The following is a 16,965-nucleotide window of genomic DNA, read 5'->3' as shown; positions in this document are numbered from 1 at the left end:
AGCACTTAAAATATGTTATCAAAAAATCAAGAGCTTTCTACCCTTCAAAAAAAGGAAACATTAGAGGATTTTTACAATAAATTAAAAATCACCAGGCCCGAAATTCCTACGCCAAGTTTAGGAATGATTAACGACATCGGGCACTTTAATGTTTTTAACCGGGGTAATGTTTGTACCAATGTACCATCTGCATTTAGCAGGAGAGATTTTTATAAAATTTCGCTGATCATTGGCAATGGAATTTTGCATTACCCTGATGCGCAGATCGAAATTAAAGAACGGGCATTACTATTTACCAATCCGAATATTCCATATTCTTGGGAAAGTACTTCTCCAAAACCTGCCGGATTCTTCTGTTTATTTACAGAGAATTTTATCCATAACCGTAATGAAACCCTCCGCGATTCTTTATTGTGGCGCATTAATGATAGTCCGGTAATTCACATTAGCGAAGAACAGGAAGTTATTTTAACAGATGTCTTCACTAAAATGATGAAAGAAATGGATGGCGATTATATCCATAAATACGACCTGTTGAGAAACTATGTGCAGCTTATTGTTCACGAAGCACTAAAAGTTAAACCACAAGATATTGTTTTTAAACAGAATAATGCATCTGTGCGTTTAACTTCATTATTTATTGAATTATTGGAAAGGCAGTTCCCAATTGGCTCTACGGAGCATATTCTGGAGTTAAAAACAGCCCACGATTTTGCCTTCCGCTTGTTGGTACATGTAAATCACTTAAACCATGCCGTAAAAGAAGTGACCGGAAAAACTACTTCTGAACACATTTCGAGAAGGATCGCTACCGAAGCCGTGGCTTTGCTAAAACATACAGAATGGAATATCGCACAGATTGCCTATTGTTTGGGTTTTGAATACCCGGCAAATTTCAATATATTTTTTAAACGCCAGATGCAATGTACCCCAAAGGTGTTTAGGGCTAATTGATTAATCGTCATCTATACGCAATCTGGTCCTAGCGTCTCGCTTAGATCCTATAAAAATGATCGCATGTCGTAGCGAGACGCTACAACTAGAATGGGGTAGTCGTTTAACTATATCCTGAAATTTAGGAAACGGTGCTTTTTATTTTATCATCTTAACGTATTGTGATAAGCAATGAAGAATCGTCATTGCGAGAAGGCTTTTTCAGCCGACGAAGCAATCTTTATAGCAGAATCACTAGCATGAAAGATTGCTTCGTCGTTCCTCCTCGCAATGACGATCCTTTACTAAAACTGTCTATGATAGTAGAATGAAACCTGGAATTTACGGAGAAGGTCGTCACCCTGAACTTGTTTCAGGGTCTTATCAATAACGATTTTCAAAAATAGATGCTGATCCCGATATAATAGAATCGGGACAGCAGGACGTATCTTTGAGAATGTCCTTCCATTAGCAATTCCTTTTTATTCCACCACAGCTACGTTGCCTCCCCTATCATTATCCAATATATAACCATAAGGATCTATAGCAACCGTTTTTGGCTTATGCCCAACAATGATTGACAGTTTGGTTTTATGCTGATTTATATAAAGCTTTTGGGCGTATGTAGGTTTGGTATCAGCTTGCCAAGCTATTTCTAATTGATCAAAACAAGCGAGATCAATCTCAAGATTTGGTAATTGTTTGTTGCCATCACTTAATCTTTCAGCATCAATTTTAAGATCAATTTTAAATTTTCCATTACTCAGCTTTTTACAATTGATCACTTTAATACCCAAATCATAAGTAACCACCTGATTAAAACAATCATCTATAAATTTCTTCTGTTCAGGCGAAGTTTCCTTTAAAATCGCATTAACCAAATCGGCTGCTGTAGCCCTGGGTTTCGGATATTCATGATCGGTAATGAGTTGCCTTAATACTGCATTAAACTTTTCCTCTCCTAATAGTTCCTTCACCGCATACATCGTTAATCCTCCTTTTTGGTAATGCACATAAGCCTGATCTAAAGTTTTGGCCAGTGGCAATTCCTTTTCACCGTTATTTCGGTTTAAAAAATAGAGGCTATTGTCATAAGCTAAATATTTTCTCAAATACATTTTACCAAAACCCTTTTCTATCAGCACATTTTCGGTGTATTTAGCCAACGATTCGGTGAGCATGGCATAACCTGCAGCATCTGCAGGTGCCAATATATTTGCCCACCATTGGTGTGCAGTTTCGTGCGCGGCAATGGCGTAACTTTGATCAATGGTACTTTTCTGACTATAATTCCCCAGGAAATTAATGTTCTCTGCACTGAAAACTAATCCGGGATAAGCTGTTGCTGCACCCTTATATTGTGGAATTTCGGCAATGCTTAACTGTTTTAACGGATATTTAGCAAAATTCAGATTACCATAATCCAGGGCATCTCTAATTCCATTGAACATACTTTTCAGGTTATATTCCTGTCCAGGCTGATAATATACCCTGAGTTCTATTCCCTTGTGCTTTTCCTTTTTTACTGCGTACCTCGCACTGCTTAAGGCAAACATAAAATTTATGGGGATCGAAGTTTTGTACTTAAAATACCTTCGGTTATTGGCCATCCATTGTTTTTGCAATTCACCAACAGTAATCACCTGCTGATCAACGGCTGTAGAAATTGTGGTTTCCAAATCGATCAGTTCGTATGTTTTGTTAAAATTGGGCTTGCTGGCTATTTCGGCTAAACCTGCTTTTTTACGTTCGCGCTTATCTTCGCTCTCAAAATGATAACAATAACCCAACTGAGGTACAAATTTCTCCATCTCGATGTAAGTCCCGTTTTTAACAATTGAATTTTCACTGTCAAAAGGTGTAAATCCATTTCTGATCACTTCAATAGCAAAATTCATTATTATTTCCTGATTAGGTTGCAATGGTGTTTTTAAAGTGATAAACTGTTGGTTAAATGTTTCATCTCTTTCGCTTTTTTTACTTCCAATAATGGTTATTGAAAATGAATTTATAGCAGGGCTGACATAAGTCCATATTTTCGAAATAGGTACATTTGTTTCGTTTTTAAGAACATATTTTCCTTTAACGGTATATTTCCCTTCATTTGGATATAGGTCGACATTCGTTTTAACGGCTTTAATTACAGGCTGAGGCTGGCTTGACAGCGCTTTATATTTCTGCTCGTAAGCCAGACTCCAATCTAACTGCTCCTGTTTATTTTTATACTTCCCGATGATATTTGTTTGATGATAAATAAATGCGCCACAGGAAAGCCAGACTAGCAAGGCTAAAACGGTAATCCATTTATGCTGCTTCAATGCCAAACCTATGGATGCAAATCTCGCTTTAGCCTTATTTTCAACCGAACGCTGCCACAACCCAACGGTTAAAACCGCAAGAACCATTACAAAAGCCGACCAATACAGCATATACCAGTTAAATGCACTGGCATAATAACCAAAACCGTTAAAATAAGAATGTAATAAATCAGGTACTATTGCAAAGCGAAAAAGGTAATGTGTTAAGCCAAACCTGTCAGCATACGAAATCAGGAAAACAACGATCATGCTCAATAGCATCCCTAGATACTTGTTTACACTTAAATTCTGGATAAAAATAATGAGCACCACAAAAAGCAACAAAGGGAATGCGCTGTAATAGTACAACGATAAATACAAGGGCAATTCGATCTGAAAATAACCATGAGTAAGCTGCAGCACAATGCCAATCCCAATATTTAAAGTAACGAGGGTGAAAACCAGCATAAAAAGACTCAGGGCTTTTGCCATCCACAAAGCTGAATTCTGAACAGGTGTACTATAAATCAACGAATGAATACTTACTGATTTTTCTTTGCTAATGGTTTCTGCAGCATAAAAAATAATCAGGACAAGTCCGAATTTCATTGAACGTATTTCTTCGATAATAATACCTGTTGCCGGATAGCTATGAATACCATAAACACCATTAAACAGCTGGTCTTTCAAATCCACCCCGAATATAAACACCCACAACAGGAGCATTACCATAATCGGGATGTTTTTAAACAGGAATATCATTTCGAGTTTAGACTGCGCGAAGAACGTATTCATGTGGTAACGAAAACCATTTGATAATATCGGTAAAGCACGGTAAGGAATCAGCTCAAACTGTTCTGCTTTAACGGTCTTGATTTTTAATTGTCGGTGCTGCTGCACGCGAAAATTGAATAAACGATAGGTAACCAGCATCAGCAAGGCTGTAAAACCAAGCCACAGTAACCTGTTGAGTAAAAATGCACCGTCTAATGGGAATAATTGTTGATTGCGCTGTAGATCAGTCCAGGTTCTGGTTTCGCCAAAAAAGGAGGCTAGCGCAAAAGGGTCTAAAAGTAGGGGTAAAATATCGGGGCTGCCAGCTTTCATTGCCGATGTAGCTAACAAAGGGGAATTGCCAAATATCGAAGCCAGCATATACAAAATGTAAATCAACACACCCATTACGTAGATTTTGCGTACACTTTTGGTTAATATCGCCGTACAAAATAAGATTGCTGCTGAGAATAATACATTGGGTAAGGCAAAAACTAAAAGTGGTTGTAGAAAATAGTTCAGATGAAAACTACCTAACCGATCTGCATCAATAAAGAAAGTGCCCACATAAATCCCCAGGGCCACCAATGCCAATAAACTAAAAACCGAAATGATCAGGCCTAAAAACCTGATCACAAAATAAGGAAGCTTTTTTATCGAAGTGGTAAAAACAACTGCTTCCATTTTGTGCATACTATCCCTCAGCACCACATTGGCACTAAATAATGTACCCGAAAAGATAGAGAAAAGCGAAAGCAGAGCGATGATGTTGGTGATGACATAGGGCGAATTTTTATGCACCTCATCAGAACCGAATCCACCCTGTATCACACAGAAATATCCCAGAATAAAAAACAAAAGAGCAGCCACTTTGAACGAGATCTGCCCAAAATGGTATTTCAATTCAAATTTTAGTAAATCTATAATCATAACCTCGCCTCCGTATTTTGATTGGCAGAGCCAAATAATGAAGAAAAATATACCTCTTCCAAACCAGGGTAAACAGGTTCGAAACCTGGTGCAGGACATTCATCGGCAAGTAAGAATACATTTAACCTGCCCGATATAATTTTGGTAGAAATTACATTAAAAACCGACGAATATTGAGCCAGATCTGACTTTTCGATTATCCTTCGCCAGATTCTTCCATCTAATTTCCCGGTCAGTTCTGAAGGTTTGCCTTGTAAAATCACCTTTCCATTTGCCATTACCGCCATTTCAGGACAAAGGTCATTCACGTCCTCCACAATGTGGGTAGACAAAATGACCACACGGGCAGCGCCGATTTCGCTCAGTAGATCATGAAAACGGTTCCGTTCCTGTGGGTCAAGGCCTGCGGTGGGTTCGTCAACAATAATTAACTGCGGGTTGCCCAATAAAGCCTGCGCAATGCCGAAACGCTGTCGCATACCACCGGAAAAAGTGCTGACAGACCTTTTTCTTACTTCAAATAAATTGGTCTGTTGCAAGAGTGAAGTCACCTGTTCTTTTCTTTCGTTTTTATGCTTCAGGCCTTTTAACACAGCCAGGTGGTTTAACAGATCAAGCGCTGAAATTTTAGGATAAACACCAAAATCCTGTGGCAAATAACCCAGTTTATTCCGCATTTCCTGGGGATTTCGCAGCACATCATTTCCATCAAAATGAACCTGACCAGCGTCTGGCAGCTGTAAGGTTGCAAGCGTACGCATAAGTGAAGATTTACCTGCTCCGTTCGGTCCCAATAAGCCGAACATGCCATTTGCAATGTTCAGCGTAACATCATCAAGGGCCTTTACCCCATTTTGATAAGATTTTGTAAGTTGCTGTATTTTAAGCCGTACCATATTACTAATTAAGATGGAAGCAAATTATACCGATTAAACCGATCTGTTAAATTTAAGTGACGAAGGAAGCTGAAGTGATGATGAAAGGAAAAAATAACCTGATATTCCTTTCGTCATGAAAAATGAACCTTTCATCATCTATATTTTAAACAACCTGCAAAGTTTCTTAATTTTAAAGAATGGAGAAAAATTGGTTTGTGGGGACACAGACCACGGCGATGGAAAGAAATATTATCGCATCGGTTCGTGTCTCCATGAACTGAAATAATAATACGAGTGTGGTATGTGAACTCACGGATACATTAAATACGAAATGCTCAATACAAAGAATTTAAAATTCAATTATAAGTACCAGGACTTTTTCATATTTATTGGCCTTTTGTTGTGGATAGCCATATTTAACACTTACAGCTTAACCAACAATATTTGGTTAAGCTATGTCAGCTGCATTTTGGCTCTGGGTTTCTGCTTGCTCCCCGTATTTGTTTTTTCTTTTGCTAAAGCCAGATTAAAAAACAGGCTAAGCAAAAAACATTACGCTATTTATTGGGGTATTTGTTTCTTAATCGCACTTCCTCTGTTTACACTTATTGCATTTTACCTGCAAATCGTTAAGCTTGATGATGGTGTTTTTACTTTAACCGCTTTGGCAGCAGTAAGCCTCGAATTAATGCTGATGGCTAATCAATACTACCAAAATAAAGTACAGCACATTAAGTGGGTCAAAAAAATCGGCCTGGAGAATGCCGTTCTCATTACCATCATTTTACTTGCAGCAACGATATCAGTAATGGCCGTTTCTAGCTTAGACAATCCCGTTTACCAAAGAAAGGGGTTCCGTTTGGTCGGTTTCGAATTTGACATTAAGCTACTCTTGCTCAATTTTGGGACGTTTTTAGGCTTTTTTTCACAATTCCTGATCATGTACTTATGTGGATACCTGCTTTTCCTGATCAATAGCCGTTTACTTGTGTCTAAAGTCCTTAAAGAGAAAGGTTTGATCGTTTACCTTTTATCACTCTCAGCAACTGTTGCTATTCTTTATCCACTATTGGCCCAATTGTTAATTTTGTTGCCGATAAACACGGTTTTTGGCCGGAGTATATTCGTAAATAATCCTTTCGAGCTTGAAAACGCATTTGGGGCCTTTGCCATTATGCTCATCAGTTTACCAGTAGTTCTGGCGCTGCAATGGGCGAAACAGAACAACAGGATTCTCTCTTTAGAAAAAGAAAAATCGCAAACTGAACTTGATTTATTAAAACAACAACTTAATCCACATTTTTTCTTTAATACGCTTAACAACCTTTATGCATTAAGCCTGCAAAAATCAGATAAAACACCAGAAAGTATTTTGCAATTATCAGAACTGATGCGTTATACGATTTACAAAGGACAGGAAAAAACAGTTAAACTTTCGCAGGAGCTGGATTATATTAATGATTACATTCAACTGCAGCAAATCCGTTTGCACAAAACCTTACATTTCGAATTTGAAAAGCAGGTTACGAACGATCAGATAGATATTGCCCCACTGCTGCTTATTGTACTTATCGAAAATGCATTTAAACATGGTATAGAACCAGCAGAAGATGCGGCTACTTTAAAACTGTCGTTAATCAGTAATGATACCACGCTTATTTTCAGTTGCGAGAACTCTTTCGATCCTGAAGAGGTAAACGAGATTAAAGGAATTGGGATTGATAATTTGAGAAAGCGGCTCGAACTGATTTATCCCAGCCGTTATACATTGGAAATTACCACCATTGCTGATATCTTTAAAGCGGAATTAAAACTCAAGCTAACATGAGCTTACGTTACTTAATAATAGATGATGAACCTCTTGCACACGGTGTAATTACTGAGTATGCAAAAGATATTCCTTTTATTTCAATTACCGGCCACTGCTACCGTGCTACAGAAGCCCTGGATTTTTTGAGTAAACAACAGATAGATTTAATTTTCTTAGATATCAGGATGCCAAAACTAAACGGTCTGGATTTTTTAAGAACGTTGCAACATCAACCACTTGTTATTATTACTTCGGCATACGAAGAATACGCTTTAGAAAGTTTTGATCTGGCCGTTTGCGATTACCTTTTAAAACCCTTCCGATTCGATCGTTTTTTAAAAGCCGTTAACAGGGCGCTGGAATTTTATAACCTCAAAAAACAAACTGCTGGTCCTATTGAAACCGAAAAAGCAGAGATCAAAAGCTATGGGCAAATCTCTATTAAAGCAGACAAAAAACACATCCTGGTAAAAACCGAAGAAATACAATACCTGGAAAGCCTGGGTAATTATGTAAAAGTCTGGAAAAACGATAATTTTCTACTAACACCCAGAACATTGGCTAGTTTTGAAGATCAGTTATCAACCGATTATTTTGTCAGAATTCATAAATCCTTTATTCTCAACAAAAAATACGTCGATTATTTAGAGGGAAATACCATTGTGCTTAAAAACGGTCAGGAGGTTCCTATTGGTAAAAATTATAAAGGGGTAATCAAACAGTTGCTCGATATTGAGGATTAAATTAACCGATCTTTAACCAGCCTGTAATACTCATCCTTTGTTTATGGGTAAGCAACACCTCGTGTGCCAGGTCTGAACTTTTAAAGAAAACACTTTTACCGTTATTGGGCGAGATATTCTGTTCCTCATCAACATGGTAAATGCGCAGCTCTCCCCCATCTTCTATTTTCCAATCGCTATTCAGATACATAATCATCGAATATTGCCGGCTTCCATTGTTCTGAAACTGATCGATGTGTTTTTTATAAAATGTGCCCGATTCGTAAAGCGTATAATGAAACTCATAGCCAGTAATGCCCGTATAACAGCTACGGTTTAAGTAGGCAACAAATTCGTCCATCAGATCGAAAAAATCATTTTCGTATTGGTTGTTATGCTTTTTGTCTAACCAGTAAATGACATCGCTTCTGATCAGTTTATCCTGATTCACAACCAAATTATTACCCACGCCAGCGTTTAAAAGTTTTTTGTTTTCAAATAACCCGATCAGGTTATCTTTAAGGTGTGCTGCTAAAGAAATACTTAAAAAATTCTCGGCAATCCCCACTTTATCCTCGATAAAACTATCGATAAGGCAATCAAATATTTTTTTCAACAGATTGTATTAATCTTAAAACGATATGCCTAAGGTTGGTAAGGTAGTCTTAATTAATGGCTAAGATGTCATTTCTAAAATTTATATTTAAAACCCTAAAAGCGCTACTTATGCAAACCATTTTCCCTGCCCAATACTCCACTTTATCAGCCGCTGCTTTAAAAGCTTATTTAATTGAAACTTATCAGTTAGATCCATCCACAATATGCCGGTTACTCATCCGAAATGTAAGCGATACTTATATCCTGAAAAATCAGAATCAGAAATATATCTTCAAAATTTACCGCGATGCACACCGTAAACGCAACGAAATTGAAGCTGAAGTAGAATTGCTTAATATTTTAAAGACAAATGGAAACTCAGTTTCCTACCCTATAACTGATAAAAATGGGAAGCAAATACAACAGTTTAATGCCATAGAAGGAATAAGAAACGGTGTACTGTTTTCCTTTGCTGAAGGAAAAGTGATTTTGGATCTGGAAAATGTACAGCTTATTCAATTGGGGCAAGACATTGCCACCTTACACCAAAGCACATCTTCTATTAAACTGAATAACGCAAGACCAATATTCAACTTCGAAACGACTTTATTTGAGCCTTTGCGCGACTTAAAACCTCATTTCATAGAAATGCAAGAGGAATTTGAATATCTGACCAACATTGCCGATAAAGTCGTTAAAAAGTTCGACGAATTTGATACTTCAAAGTTCAGTTATGGTTATTGCCATTACGATTTTCTTCCAAAGAATTTCCATTTTGATGAGCAGGGAAAAATTACCTTCTTTGATTTCGATTTTGCAGGCGAAGGTTACCTGATTAACGATTTAATGACTTTCCTTAACCATTATTTCTTCCATCAGCTCAATAATCTAATCTCTAAAGAACAAGCTGAAAAGGATTTCGAAACCTTTCTAAATGCCTATCAAAAAGTACGCACCTTAACTGATGATGAATTAAAAGCCATTCCTTATCTGGGGATTACCTTTCATATTTTCTTTTTGAAGTTCTTTTATGACAATTACGATGATTGGTCGAATACTTTTTTAACTCCTCGTTATACAAAACACCGTATAACGCTGATTAAAAAATGGGAAGAAATGTATTGTAACTTTTAAGTAATGCTGCCAAAAATCTCGCCATCCTTTTTTATATTGTATATTAATTCAAAATCAATAAGATGGATCAGAAAATAATCAACCTGTACGATGAGTATACCCACAGTCAGGTTAGCAGAAAAGATTTTATGAGAAAGCTGGCTATCCTGGCGGGCAGCACCGCATTAGCCATGACTATTCTGCCGATGCTGGAGAATAACTATGCCGCTGCAGCAGATTTTAACAGTGATGATATCGATGTTGAAAATATTACTTACGCTGGTGTTGATGGTGAAATGAAAGCTGTACTGGCCAAACCAAAAGGCAAAAAGAACTTAGGCTGTGTACTGGTAATTCATGAAAACAGAGGTTTAAATCCACATATTATTGATGTAACCAAACGTGTTGCCGCCGAAGGTTTCCTGGCGCTTGGTGTTGATGCGCTTTCTCCACTTGGCGGAACACCGGCAGATGAAGATAAGGGACGCGAGTTGATCGGTAAATTAGATCCTGAAAAAAACTTACAGAATTATTTAAAAGGCCTGGAGTATTTATGCAACAGAAAAGACGGCAATGGTAAAGTAGGCTGTGTGGGCTTTTGCTGGGGCGGTGGAATGGCCAATAAATTAGCGGTTAACGATCCGAAATTGCAGGCGGCTGTAGCATATTATGGCGCACAGGCCAATGCAGCAGATGTTCCTAAAATTAAAGCGAGTTTAATGCTGCATTATGGCGGCCTGGATGAACGCATTAATGCCGGAATTCCAACTTATGAGCAGGCTTTAAAAGAAAATAAAATTGATTACAAAATTTACATTTATGATGGTGTAAACCATGCCTTTAACAATAATACCTCACCTACCAGATATAACGAAGCTGCCGCAAAACTGGCCTGGAGCAGAACAATTGATCTGTTTAAGCATAAATTGGCGGTGTTGACGCGGTAGTAATAATTTCTATCATAAGATCTTCATTGCGAGAAGGCTTTTTCAGCCCAGCGTTGTAAGATTGCTTCGTCGTTCCTCCTCGCAATGACGATTTCTTGCGATAGTGATAATTGATCGACAAGACACTTCTAAGCTGCGCTCAAATGTCTTAGGTGGTAAAAACCAACCTAAAACAAGTCCGTCTTCAGCATCGTCTTCAAAATATTCGATTGCACATCGAAATTATTGAGGTGGTTCAGGAAATTAATATCAGATATTTTATGGTAACTATCTTCTAATAAATTAACAACCTCGTGTGGAATTGCTGTTTTTAAAACCGCAGCGTTACTTTTCAGTTTATCGTTTTTATATTGCAGTTCCTGTACAATCCGTTCGCGTTCCGAAAGATTATTAGACATATCCAAATCTTTCAAAATGGTTAAATCGCAGAATAAAAACAGGTTTCTGCTTGGGAAAAACAGGTAATAATTGTCAATATCTAAAAACTTATAGACTTCTATAACCAGTTCACCTGATTTTAAGCCGATGTAAAACTCAGTCCGAAAATCGTATTTACACAATTTACCCATCAGTTTTTTCTCGATGGTTGCATACACATTGGTATATAATTGTTTATCCTGAAAATCAATTAGTTTGGCAAATTGATCCGTAGTGAGATCGAAATAAAAATCGTTGGCGTATTTAGAACTAAAAACGTTGATATTTTTAGAAAATGGGAAATCGGAACTGAGCTCAGACAATACACTAAACAGCTTCCGTAGCGATAAATTAATTTTAAGTGACTGTTTCTGTTTATCCTGCTGAAAACTTTTCTGATCAACGAGCGTATTTGCCATCCGATCGATCAGTTCTTCGTTCAGGTCAATTTCATCGTAAATGAGCGATACATTTTTCTCATTGCTCTTTTTAATCTTTTTGAGCAGTTCAACTACACTATCGGTAAATTGAAGATGGAAAAGATCTAATTTTTCGATCTCCAGCTCTTCATTATTAGCAAAAAGCTGATGAATAACCTGACTACGTAAGTAAATTTTATAAATCACCTCATCATCAAAAAACACAGAGAGCAACTGTAAACGGTTGATCTCTGCGCTTGATTTTTTGAGAATATTTAAACGGTATTCATCCATATTTTTATTAACTCACCCTCGTAACGTTCTTTTTCAACTCTGTTTCCAAAGTTTTAAGTTCGCCATCTAACACACGCCTGCTTTGTGCACCTGCTTCATGAATCTGTTTCACCTCATTAAGCGTTTCAATCAACGATGAAGTGGTTCGTTTTAGGGTTTCCAAAGATACTACTGTTTTTTCATTCTCCCTGGCTACATCAATACTGTTTTGTTTCAGCATCTCTGCGTTTTTCTGCAAAATGGTATTGGTGGTATCCGAAATTTTCTTCTGCATCTCTACATTGGCCTTTTGCCTTTGTAATGCAACAGCAATGGTTAATTGATTTTTCCAAACCGGAATAGTGGTAGAAACAATCGATTGTGCTTTTTCTGCAATTGAAGTATTATTGTTCTGCACCACACGGATCTGCGCCAAAGATTGCAACATAATGAATCGCACGATCTTCATATCAGCCAGCCTTTTATCCAAACGGCTAATATAATCCCTTAAATCGGCGATTTCATAGTCCTGGTAATCTGCCGGCCTGCCTTCCATTTCGGCCAGTTTAATATTCAATTCGTTGTATTTTAGTTGACCAGCGATAATCAGTTCTTCCATCTGGTGGATGTAACCAACATTGCTATCGAACATGGTTTGCAGCGAACTGTTATCTTTAATTGAATTTAACCTTCCAGCTTTAATCTTGTTGGTAATTTTATCTATATTATTTACCACCACATCATATTTCTGAAAAAGTTTCTTCACGTCAACTACTAAACTTTTTAAGAACGGGATTTTAGAGATGAAACTCTTAAAGCCGCTCTGTTCCAATTCAGAAACATCAATATAATTCAATTCGGTTAACAATTCGTTAATTAAACCGCCAACTTCGCCACTATTGTAGGTACGTACAGACGATAAAAACTCGTTACTGTATTTCTCCATTGAATTTTGGGCATCGCTTCCGTAATTCAGGATCGAATTTACATCTGATGGCTCTAACGATTTTCCAATTTCATTGTATTTAAGCGTTTCCTCGGTTGTTATTTTTTCGAGGTCAACATTTCCGTCTTTGTCCAGTTTAACCGGAGTAAGGGCTTGGGTAACGTTTGGGTTGGTTTCCATAGTTTGATTAATTACCAGCTTTACGGCTTATAAATAGTTTTGATTGACAGTTTTAACGGTATCTTCCAGTTTTTTATCTTTGGTTGGTTCGCCAATGGCATTAAATTTCCATTCACCGTTTTTCTTGTAAAAAACACCCATCACCATTGATACGTGACCTGCAAAATTTGCTCCGTTAGCAATATCGAATTTAGCAAAAACCTCATTAACACGTTTCGTTGTGCCTTCATAAATGCGGATGGAAGCAAAAGGAATGGTACCAAAATCATGACCTCTAAAGCTGTTCAAAACAAAGGCAACATAATTTACATTAGCATCCAGCTGTGAAAAATCAAGAGTAATGATCTCATTATCTAAACCATCATCGCCACCCATATCGCCAGTTAAATCGTCGCCGCTGTGTTTTACAGAACCGTTTTTAGATTTTAGGTTACCGAAATAAACTACCTCTAAAAGTTGTTTGTTTTCATTGTATAATGCGCAGCTTCCATCTAAATCTACCGCTTCTTTCGAAGATCCGAAACCGAAAAGGCCTTTCTTTTCAATAGCACCCCAGTTAATACCTACACAAACATTCTGAAGTTTGCTGCCGTTGCTTTTTTCAAGACTGATGCGCTGTCCTTTTTGAAGATTGATTGCCATAATATTATTGATATTTGTTTAAATAATCTTGTAAACCACCTTTCATTCCTACGCCAACGGCTTCAAATTTCCATTTGCCTTCGCGTTTGTAAATCCTTCCGAATTCTACGGCTGTTTCAATAGAGAAGTCTTCTTCTAATTCATATTTTAAGACCACCTCATTGGTTACCGCATCAAAAATACGGATGAAAGAATTTCTAACCTGGCCAAAATTCTGTCTTCTGTTGTCAGCATCGTGAATGGTTACCACAATACAGATCTCGCTTACTTTAGCATCAGCTTTGGTTAAATCAATTTTAATCTGCTCATCGTCGCCATCGCCATCGCCGGTTAAGTTATCACCTGTATGTTCTACGGAACCATCCGGAGAAACCAAATTATTATAGAATACAAAGTTTTCGTCTGAAATTAATTTTTTCTGATCGTTTAGTAAAAAAATTGAAGCATCTAAATCGAATGCAGAACCGGTCGAAGAGCTGTTGGTATCCCAACCTAAACCTATTGTAAATTTAGGAGCATCGATATTTTCTCTTTGCCCCTTTTGCAAATTAATAGCCATATTTAAATTAATTTATAATTGTTGTTTTTGATATAGTCTTTTATAAGATGTAAGTTTTTGGAATACGCCTCTATAGTATGATAATTATTCCCCAGAGATAAATCGTAAAGCTGGTTGATAAAATCGGTACTCCGGCGTTCTAAAAAAATGGTAAAACTGCTCGAGGTACTATTTAAAATGTATTTCACAATACGGGTATTGAATGTGAAATTGCCACCATCGATAATTTCTTCCAGGTCGAAAATAGATTTGATCTGATGGTAATTCAGAAAGTTCTCTACGTTGGGATGGATATTCTTATTGACGAGTTCGGCAAAATAAAGCATATGCATTTCGTTTTTTAAACCATATTCTTTTGCCATTTTTAAGATCATCCGTTCATGGCTTCCGGTAATCCTGATATCATCCAGAAACAAAAGGGTTTTACCCACCAGAAAATCTTTATCGATATGAAACGAATCGTTTCCGATTAGCGAAAGTCGTTCTTCAGCACTTAGTTCGCCGTAATCTTCTTTGTAGGTAATGGTTCTGTGCACTTTGGTTTCCTGTACTGCTAAACCACCATTTTCGACCAGCCAACGGTTAAGTTGGCAAACGAAATAGTTTTTCATGGCAAAAGTTGCCGTAGGAATAAAACTATAAGGACTGGAAATGACCACAATCTGACCAGTGATTAGATTATCGGCCAGGTAATACCTGATAAAACCATCAGCGAGGTCTTTCCCAAAAGATCTGGCAACAAGGTCATCGCCAAACTTAAAGCGACTGTAATCGTCGGCACTAAAGCCAAAATCGACTGTATTGTCTATTTTATGGAGTGAGAAATTATACGGTATCATAGAGTAGGTTTGAGATAGATAAATTGTTTGAATTGATCAGCATACTATTAATCCCCATTGCTTCTGCTCCGCGAACATCAGCATGCGGGTTGTCTCCAACATGGATGACATCTGTTAACAATAATCCGGGGTGTTTTGTTCTGTCGATGCGGTCTAACATCAACTGAAAAAAACCTGCACTGGGTTTCGACATACGCACTTCATCAGAATAAAGCTGAAAATCGATAAACTTACCAATACCTAAATGTTCAATTACTTTTTTTAAGGTCTTACCTTTAATAAAACCCGTGTTACTCAATATATTGGTAGAGCTTTTGCCCGATTCTTTAATTTTTGCCAGTACATCCAAACAATCACCACAGTAAAGCTTTGGCATATGATCAAATACGATCTGCTCCATGTCATGATCGAGTACTTTAAGATCTACATCATTAAAGTTGAAATCGTAATCATTGATCATACTGATGATCATTAAATACATTTCTTCAGCATCAACATTTTTACCGGCTTTTTCATTAATGGCGTTTACCATTAAATCTACCTGACGGAAAGTGATGGCAATTTCATCAATGCTTTTATGCTTGCCATTAAAATTCCTAAAAAAATACTGTACCCGTTCCTGCTTGTAAGTTGGATTAGATTTAATCAACGTTAACCAAAGATCGAATGAGTAATGTTTGTAAAAAGCCATTGCACCTTGTTTACTAATCTGTTAATAGATTCTAATATTACAAATTTGGTTGTATAATCAGAAACGGTTGATTGTAAGATTTATGACAGATAAGCTTTAAGACTTATCCAATACTTCTCCGGCTTCTTCAGAAATAACAATGTCGCTTTTGTGTTTTTTAGGATAGTTGAACAAAAGAGAGGTTAATACAGGTATAATGAAAATCGCTACGGTAAAAACAGAAACAAAAAGATCTGTTTTTTCTCCTTCAATAACATGAGAAATTGGCGACTCGGGATAAAAATGCGTAAATAATGAAGAGGTAAGTTTAATACCCAAAACACCAATTACGATAAAGGCCACTGTTTCTAAAAAGGTGAATTTCTCCATCAGTTTTACAAAAGCCTGCGCCACAAAACGCATGGCCAAAATCCCGATAAAAACGCCGATATAAATTAACCAGATATGATCGGTAAAAGCCACTGCAGCAAAAACATTATCAATAGAGAAGGCTAAATCCATTACTTCTACCAAAGCAACTGTAGCCCAAAAAGTACCCACTAAACCAACAGTCGATTTATAAATCCAGCTTTTGCTTTTATCTACTTCCTCTTCTTCCTCATTCTTTTTACTGTTCTTTTTTCTAAAATAATCGAAAGCAAGGTATAACAGGTATAAACCACCAAGTGGTTTTAACCACCAGATTTTAACCAACCATGCTGCCAGGAATAAACAAATACCCCTGAAAACATAAGCACCGATAATGCCGTATTTTAAAGCCTTTTCTCTTTGCGATTTTGGCAGATCCATTACCATCGTTGCCAAAACAGCAGCATTATCTACCGACAGCAAGCTTTCGATCACAATTAAATTTAAAATAATTAATAATCCGGCCTGTATATCATCACCTAAAATTGTATGCAAAAAATCCATTGAACGAGTGTGTATGTTTAAATTAAAGTTTTAGTTGACAGCAAAGAAACAAAATTTTATCAATCTCAATGCGTCAATCTTTTTTA

Annotated in this window: 15 protein-coding genes; 5 read left to right on the top strand and 10 right to left on the bottom strand. The window is 37.1% G+C overall.

What is annotated here, in order from left to right; genetic code table 11:
* The first annotated feature begins 12 nt into the window (after nt 1-12).
* On the top strand, nt 13-954 hold the full coding sequence (locus KYH19_RS04785) for an AraC family transcriptional regulator (protein WP_219077777.1): 942 nt from the start codon (nt 13-15) through the stop codon (nt 952-954).
* 461 nt (nt 955-1,415) lie between these two features.
* Here the strand turns inward: KYH19_RS04785 and KYH19_RS04780 are convergent, their stop codons facing one another.
* Both KYH19_RS04780 and KYH19_RS04775 read right to left on the bottom strand, forming a co-directional pair.
* Nucleotides 1,416-4,934 carry a M1 family aminopeptidase gene (locus KYH19_RS04780; RefSeq protein ID WP_219077776.1) on the bottom strand — a complete coding sequence of 1,173 codons (3,519 nt, stop codon included), beginning with the start codon at nt 4,932-4,934 and terminating at the stop codon, nt 1,416-1,418.
* A complete protein-coding gene (locus KYH19_RS04775; protein WP_219077775.1) occupies nt 4,931-5,830 on the bottom strand; it encodes an ABC transporter ATP-binding protein in 900 nt (299 codons plus the stop codon). Before KYH19_RS04775 ends, KYH19_RS04780 begins: the two co-directional genes overlap by 4 nt.
* A 313-nt stretch (nt 5,831-6,143) precedes the next feature.
* Here KYH19_RS04775 and KYH19_RS04770 point away from each other — a divergent pair, with 313 nt between their 5' ends.
* Both KYH19_RS04770 and KYH19_RS04765 read left to right on the top strand, forming a co-directional pair.
* Nucleotides 6,144-7,640, top strand: a complete 1,497-nt coding sequence (locus KYH19_RS04770; RefSeq protein WP_219077774.1) for a sensor histidine kinase — start codon at nt 6,144-6,146, stop codon at nt 7,638-7,640.
* Nucleotides 7,637-8,365 (top strand): LytTR family DNA-binding domain-containing protein, encoded by a 729-nt coding sequence (locus KYH19_RS04765; RefSeq protein ID WP_132402927.1) that lies wholly within the window; start codon nt 7,637-7,639, stop codon nt 8,363-8,365. Before KYH19_RS04770 ends, KYH19_RS04765 begins: the two co-directional genes overlap by 4 nt.
* Before the next feature lies 1 nt (nt 8,366).
* On the opposite strand, the gene KYH19_RS04760 is transcribed toward KYH19_RS04765, so the two are convergent.
* On the bottom strand, nt 8,367-8,960 hold the full coding sequence (locus KYH19_RS04760; protein WP_255562554.1) for a 2OG-Fe(II) oxygenase: 594 nt from the start codon (nt 8,958-8,960) through the stop codon (nt 8,367-8,369).
* A gap of 110 nt (nt 8,961-9,070) precedes the next feature.
* On the opposite strand from KYH19_RS04760, the gene KYH19_RS04755 reads away from it, so the two are divergent.
* Nucleotides 9,071-10,075 carry a phosphotransferase enzyme family protein gene (locus KYH19_RS04755; protein WP_219077773.1) on the top strand — a complete coding sequence of 335 codons (1,005 nt, stop codon included), beginning with the start codon at nt 9,071-9,073 and terminating at the stop codon, nt 10,073-10,075.
* Between the two features lie 62 nt (nt 10,076-10,137).
* Nucleotides 10,138-11,001, top strand: coding sequence for a dienelactone hydrolase family protein (locus KYH19_RS04750; protein WP_219077772.1), 864 nt, complete (start codon nt 10,138-10,140; stop codon nt 10,999-11,001).
* A 167-nt stretch (nt 11,002-11,168) separates the two neighbouring features.
* Here KYH19_RS04750 and KYH19_RS04745 read toward each other — a convergent pair whose 3' ends face one another.
* The 7 genes from KYH19_RS04745 to KYH19_RS04715 all read right to left on the bottom strand — a co-directional run bounded on the left by KYH19_RS04745 (nt 11,169) and on the right by KYH19_RS04715 (nt 16,879).
* Nucleotides 11,169-12,131 carry a hypothetical protein gene (locus tag KYH19_RS04745; protein WP_219077771.1) on the bottom strand — a complete coding sequence of 321 codons (963 nt, stop codon included), beginning with the start codon at nt 12,129-12,131 and terminating at the stop codon, nt 11,169-11,171.
* Nucleotides 12,132-12,138: 7 nt separating this feature from the next.
* Nucleotides 12,139-13,236 (bottom strand): toxic anion resistance protein, encoded by a 1,098-nt coding sequence (locus KYH19_RS04740; RefSeq protein ID WP_219077770.1) that lies wholly within the window; start codon nt 13,234-13,236, stop codon nt 12,139-12,141.
* Nucleotides 13,237-13,263: 27 nt separating this feature from the next.
* On the bottom strand, nt 13,264-13,878 hold the full coding sequence (locus tag KYH19_RS04735; protein WP_219077769.1) for a TerD family protein: 615 nt from the start codon (nt 13,876-13,878) through the stop codon (nt 13,264-13,266).
* Nucleotides 13,879-13,882: 4 nt separating this feature from the next.
* Complete coding sequence (locus KYH19_RS04730) at nt 13,883-14,437, bottom strand: TerD family protein (RefSeq protein WP_219077768.1); 555 nt, start codon at nt 14,435-14,437, stop codon at nt 13,883-13,885.
* 2 nt (nt 14,438-14,439) lie between these two features.
* Nucleotides 14,440-15,276: a phosphoribosyltransferase family protein gene (locus KYH19_RS04725; RefSeq protein WP_219077767.1), complete on the bottom strand. Its 837-nt coding sequence runs from the start codon at nt 15,274-15,276 to the stop codon at nt 14,440-14,442.
* Entirely contained in the window at nt 15,263-15,967 is a 705-nt protein-coding gene (locus tag KYH19_RS04720) for an HAD family hydrolase (RefSeq protein WP_219077766.1), read from the bottom strand. Before KYH19_RS04720 ends, KYH19_RS04725 begins: the two co-directional genes overlap by 14 nt.
* A 96-nt stretch (nt 15,968-16,063) precedes the next feature.
* A complete protein-coding gene (locus tag KYH19_RS04715; protein WP_219077765.1) occupies nt 16,064-16,879 on the bottom strand; it encodes a DUF475 domain-containing protein in 816 nt (271 codons plus the stop codon).
* Nucleotides 16,880-16,965 lie beyond the last annotated feature (86 nt).

Origin of the sequence: Pedobacter sp. D749 (assembly GCF_019317285.1) — a bacterium.
Taxonomy (GTDB): Bacteria; Bacteroidota; Bacteroidia; order Sphingobacteriales; family Sphingobacteriaceae; genus Pedobacter.
This window is presented reverse-complemented; position numbering and strand designations above follow the sequence as displayed.

What these genes read in the sequence shown, in the direction of transcription:
- KYH19_RS04775 (WP_219077775.1), bottom strand. Translation starts at nt 5,830, where the DNA reads ATGGTACGGCTTAAAATACAGCAACTTACAAAATCTTATCAAAATGGG.
- KYH19_RS04770 (WP_219077774.1), top strand. Translation starts at nt 6,144, where the DNA reads ATGCTCAATACAAAGAATTTAAAATTCAATTATAAGTACCAGGACTTT.
- KYH19_RS04715 (WP_219077765.1), bottom strand. Translation starts at nt 16,879, where the DNA reads ATGGATTTTTTGCATACAATTTTAGGTGATGATATACAGGCCGGATTA.
- KYH19_RS04735 (WP_219077769.1), bottom strand. Translation starts at nt 13,878, where the DNA reads ATGGCAATCAATCTTCAAAAAGGACAGCGCATCAGTCTTGAAAAAAGC.
- KYH19_RS04745 (WP_219077771.1), bottom strand. Translation starts at nt 12,131, where the DNA reads ATGGATGAATACCGTTTAAATATTCTCAAAAAATCAAGCGCAGAGATC.
- KYH19_RS04785 (WP_219077777.1), top strand. Translation starts at nt 13, where the DNA reads ATGTTATCAAAAAATCAAGAGCTTTCTACCCTTCAAAAAAAGGAAACA.
- KYH19_RS04765 (WP_132402927.1), top strand. Translation starts at nt 7,637, where the DNA reads ATGAGCTTACGTTACTTAATAATAGATGATGAACCTCTTGCACACGGT.
- KYH19_RS04750 (WP_219077772.1), top strand. Translation starts at nt 10,138, where the DNA reads ATGGATCAGAAAATAATCAACCTGTACGATGAGTATACCCACAGTCAG.
- KYH19_RS04730 (WP_219077768.1), bottom strand. Translation starts at nt 14,437, where the DNA reads ATGGCTATTAATTTGCAAAAGGGGCAAAGAGAAAATATCGATGCTCCT.
- KYH19_RS04755 (WP_219077773.1), top strand. Translation starts at nt 9,071, where the DNA reads ATGCAAACCATTTTCCCTGCCCAATACTCCACTTTATCAGCCGCTGCT.
- KYH19_RS04740 (WP_219077770.1), bottom strand. Translation starts at nt 13,236, where the DNA reads ATGGAAACCAACCCAAACGTTACCCAAGCCCTTACTCCGGTTAAACTG.
- KYH19_RS04780 (WP_219077776.1), bottom strand. Translation starts at nt 4,934, where the DNA reads ATGATTATAGATTTACTAAAATTTGAATTGAAATACCATTTTGGGCAG.
- KYH19_RS04725 (WP_219077767.1), bottom strand. Translation starts at nt 15,276, where the DNA reads ATGATACCGTATAATTTCTCACTCCATAAAATAGACAATACAGTCGAT.
- KYH19_RS04720 (WP_219077766.1), bottom strand. Translation starts at nt 15,967, where the DNA reads ATGGCTTTTTACAAACATTACTCATTCGATCTTTGGTTAACGTTGATT.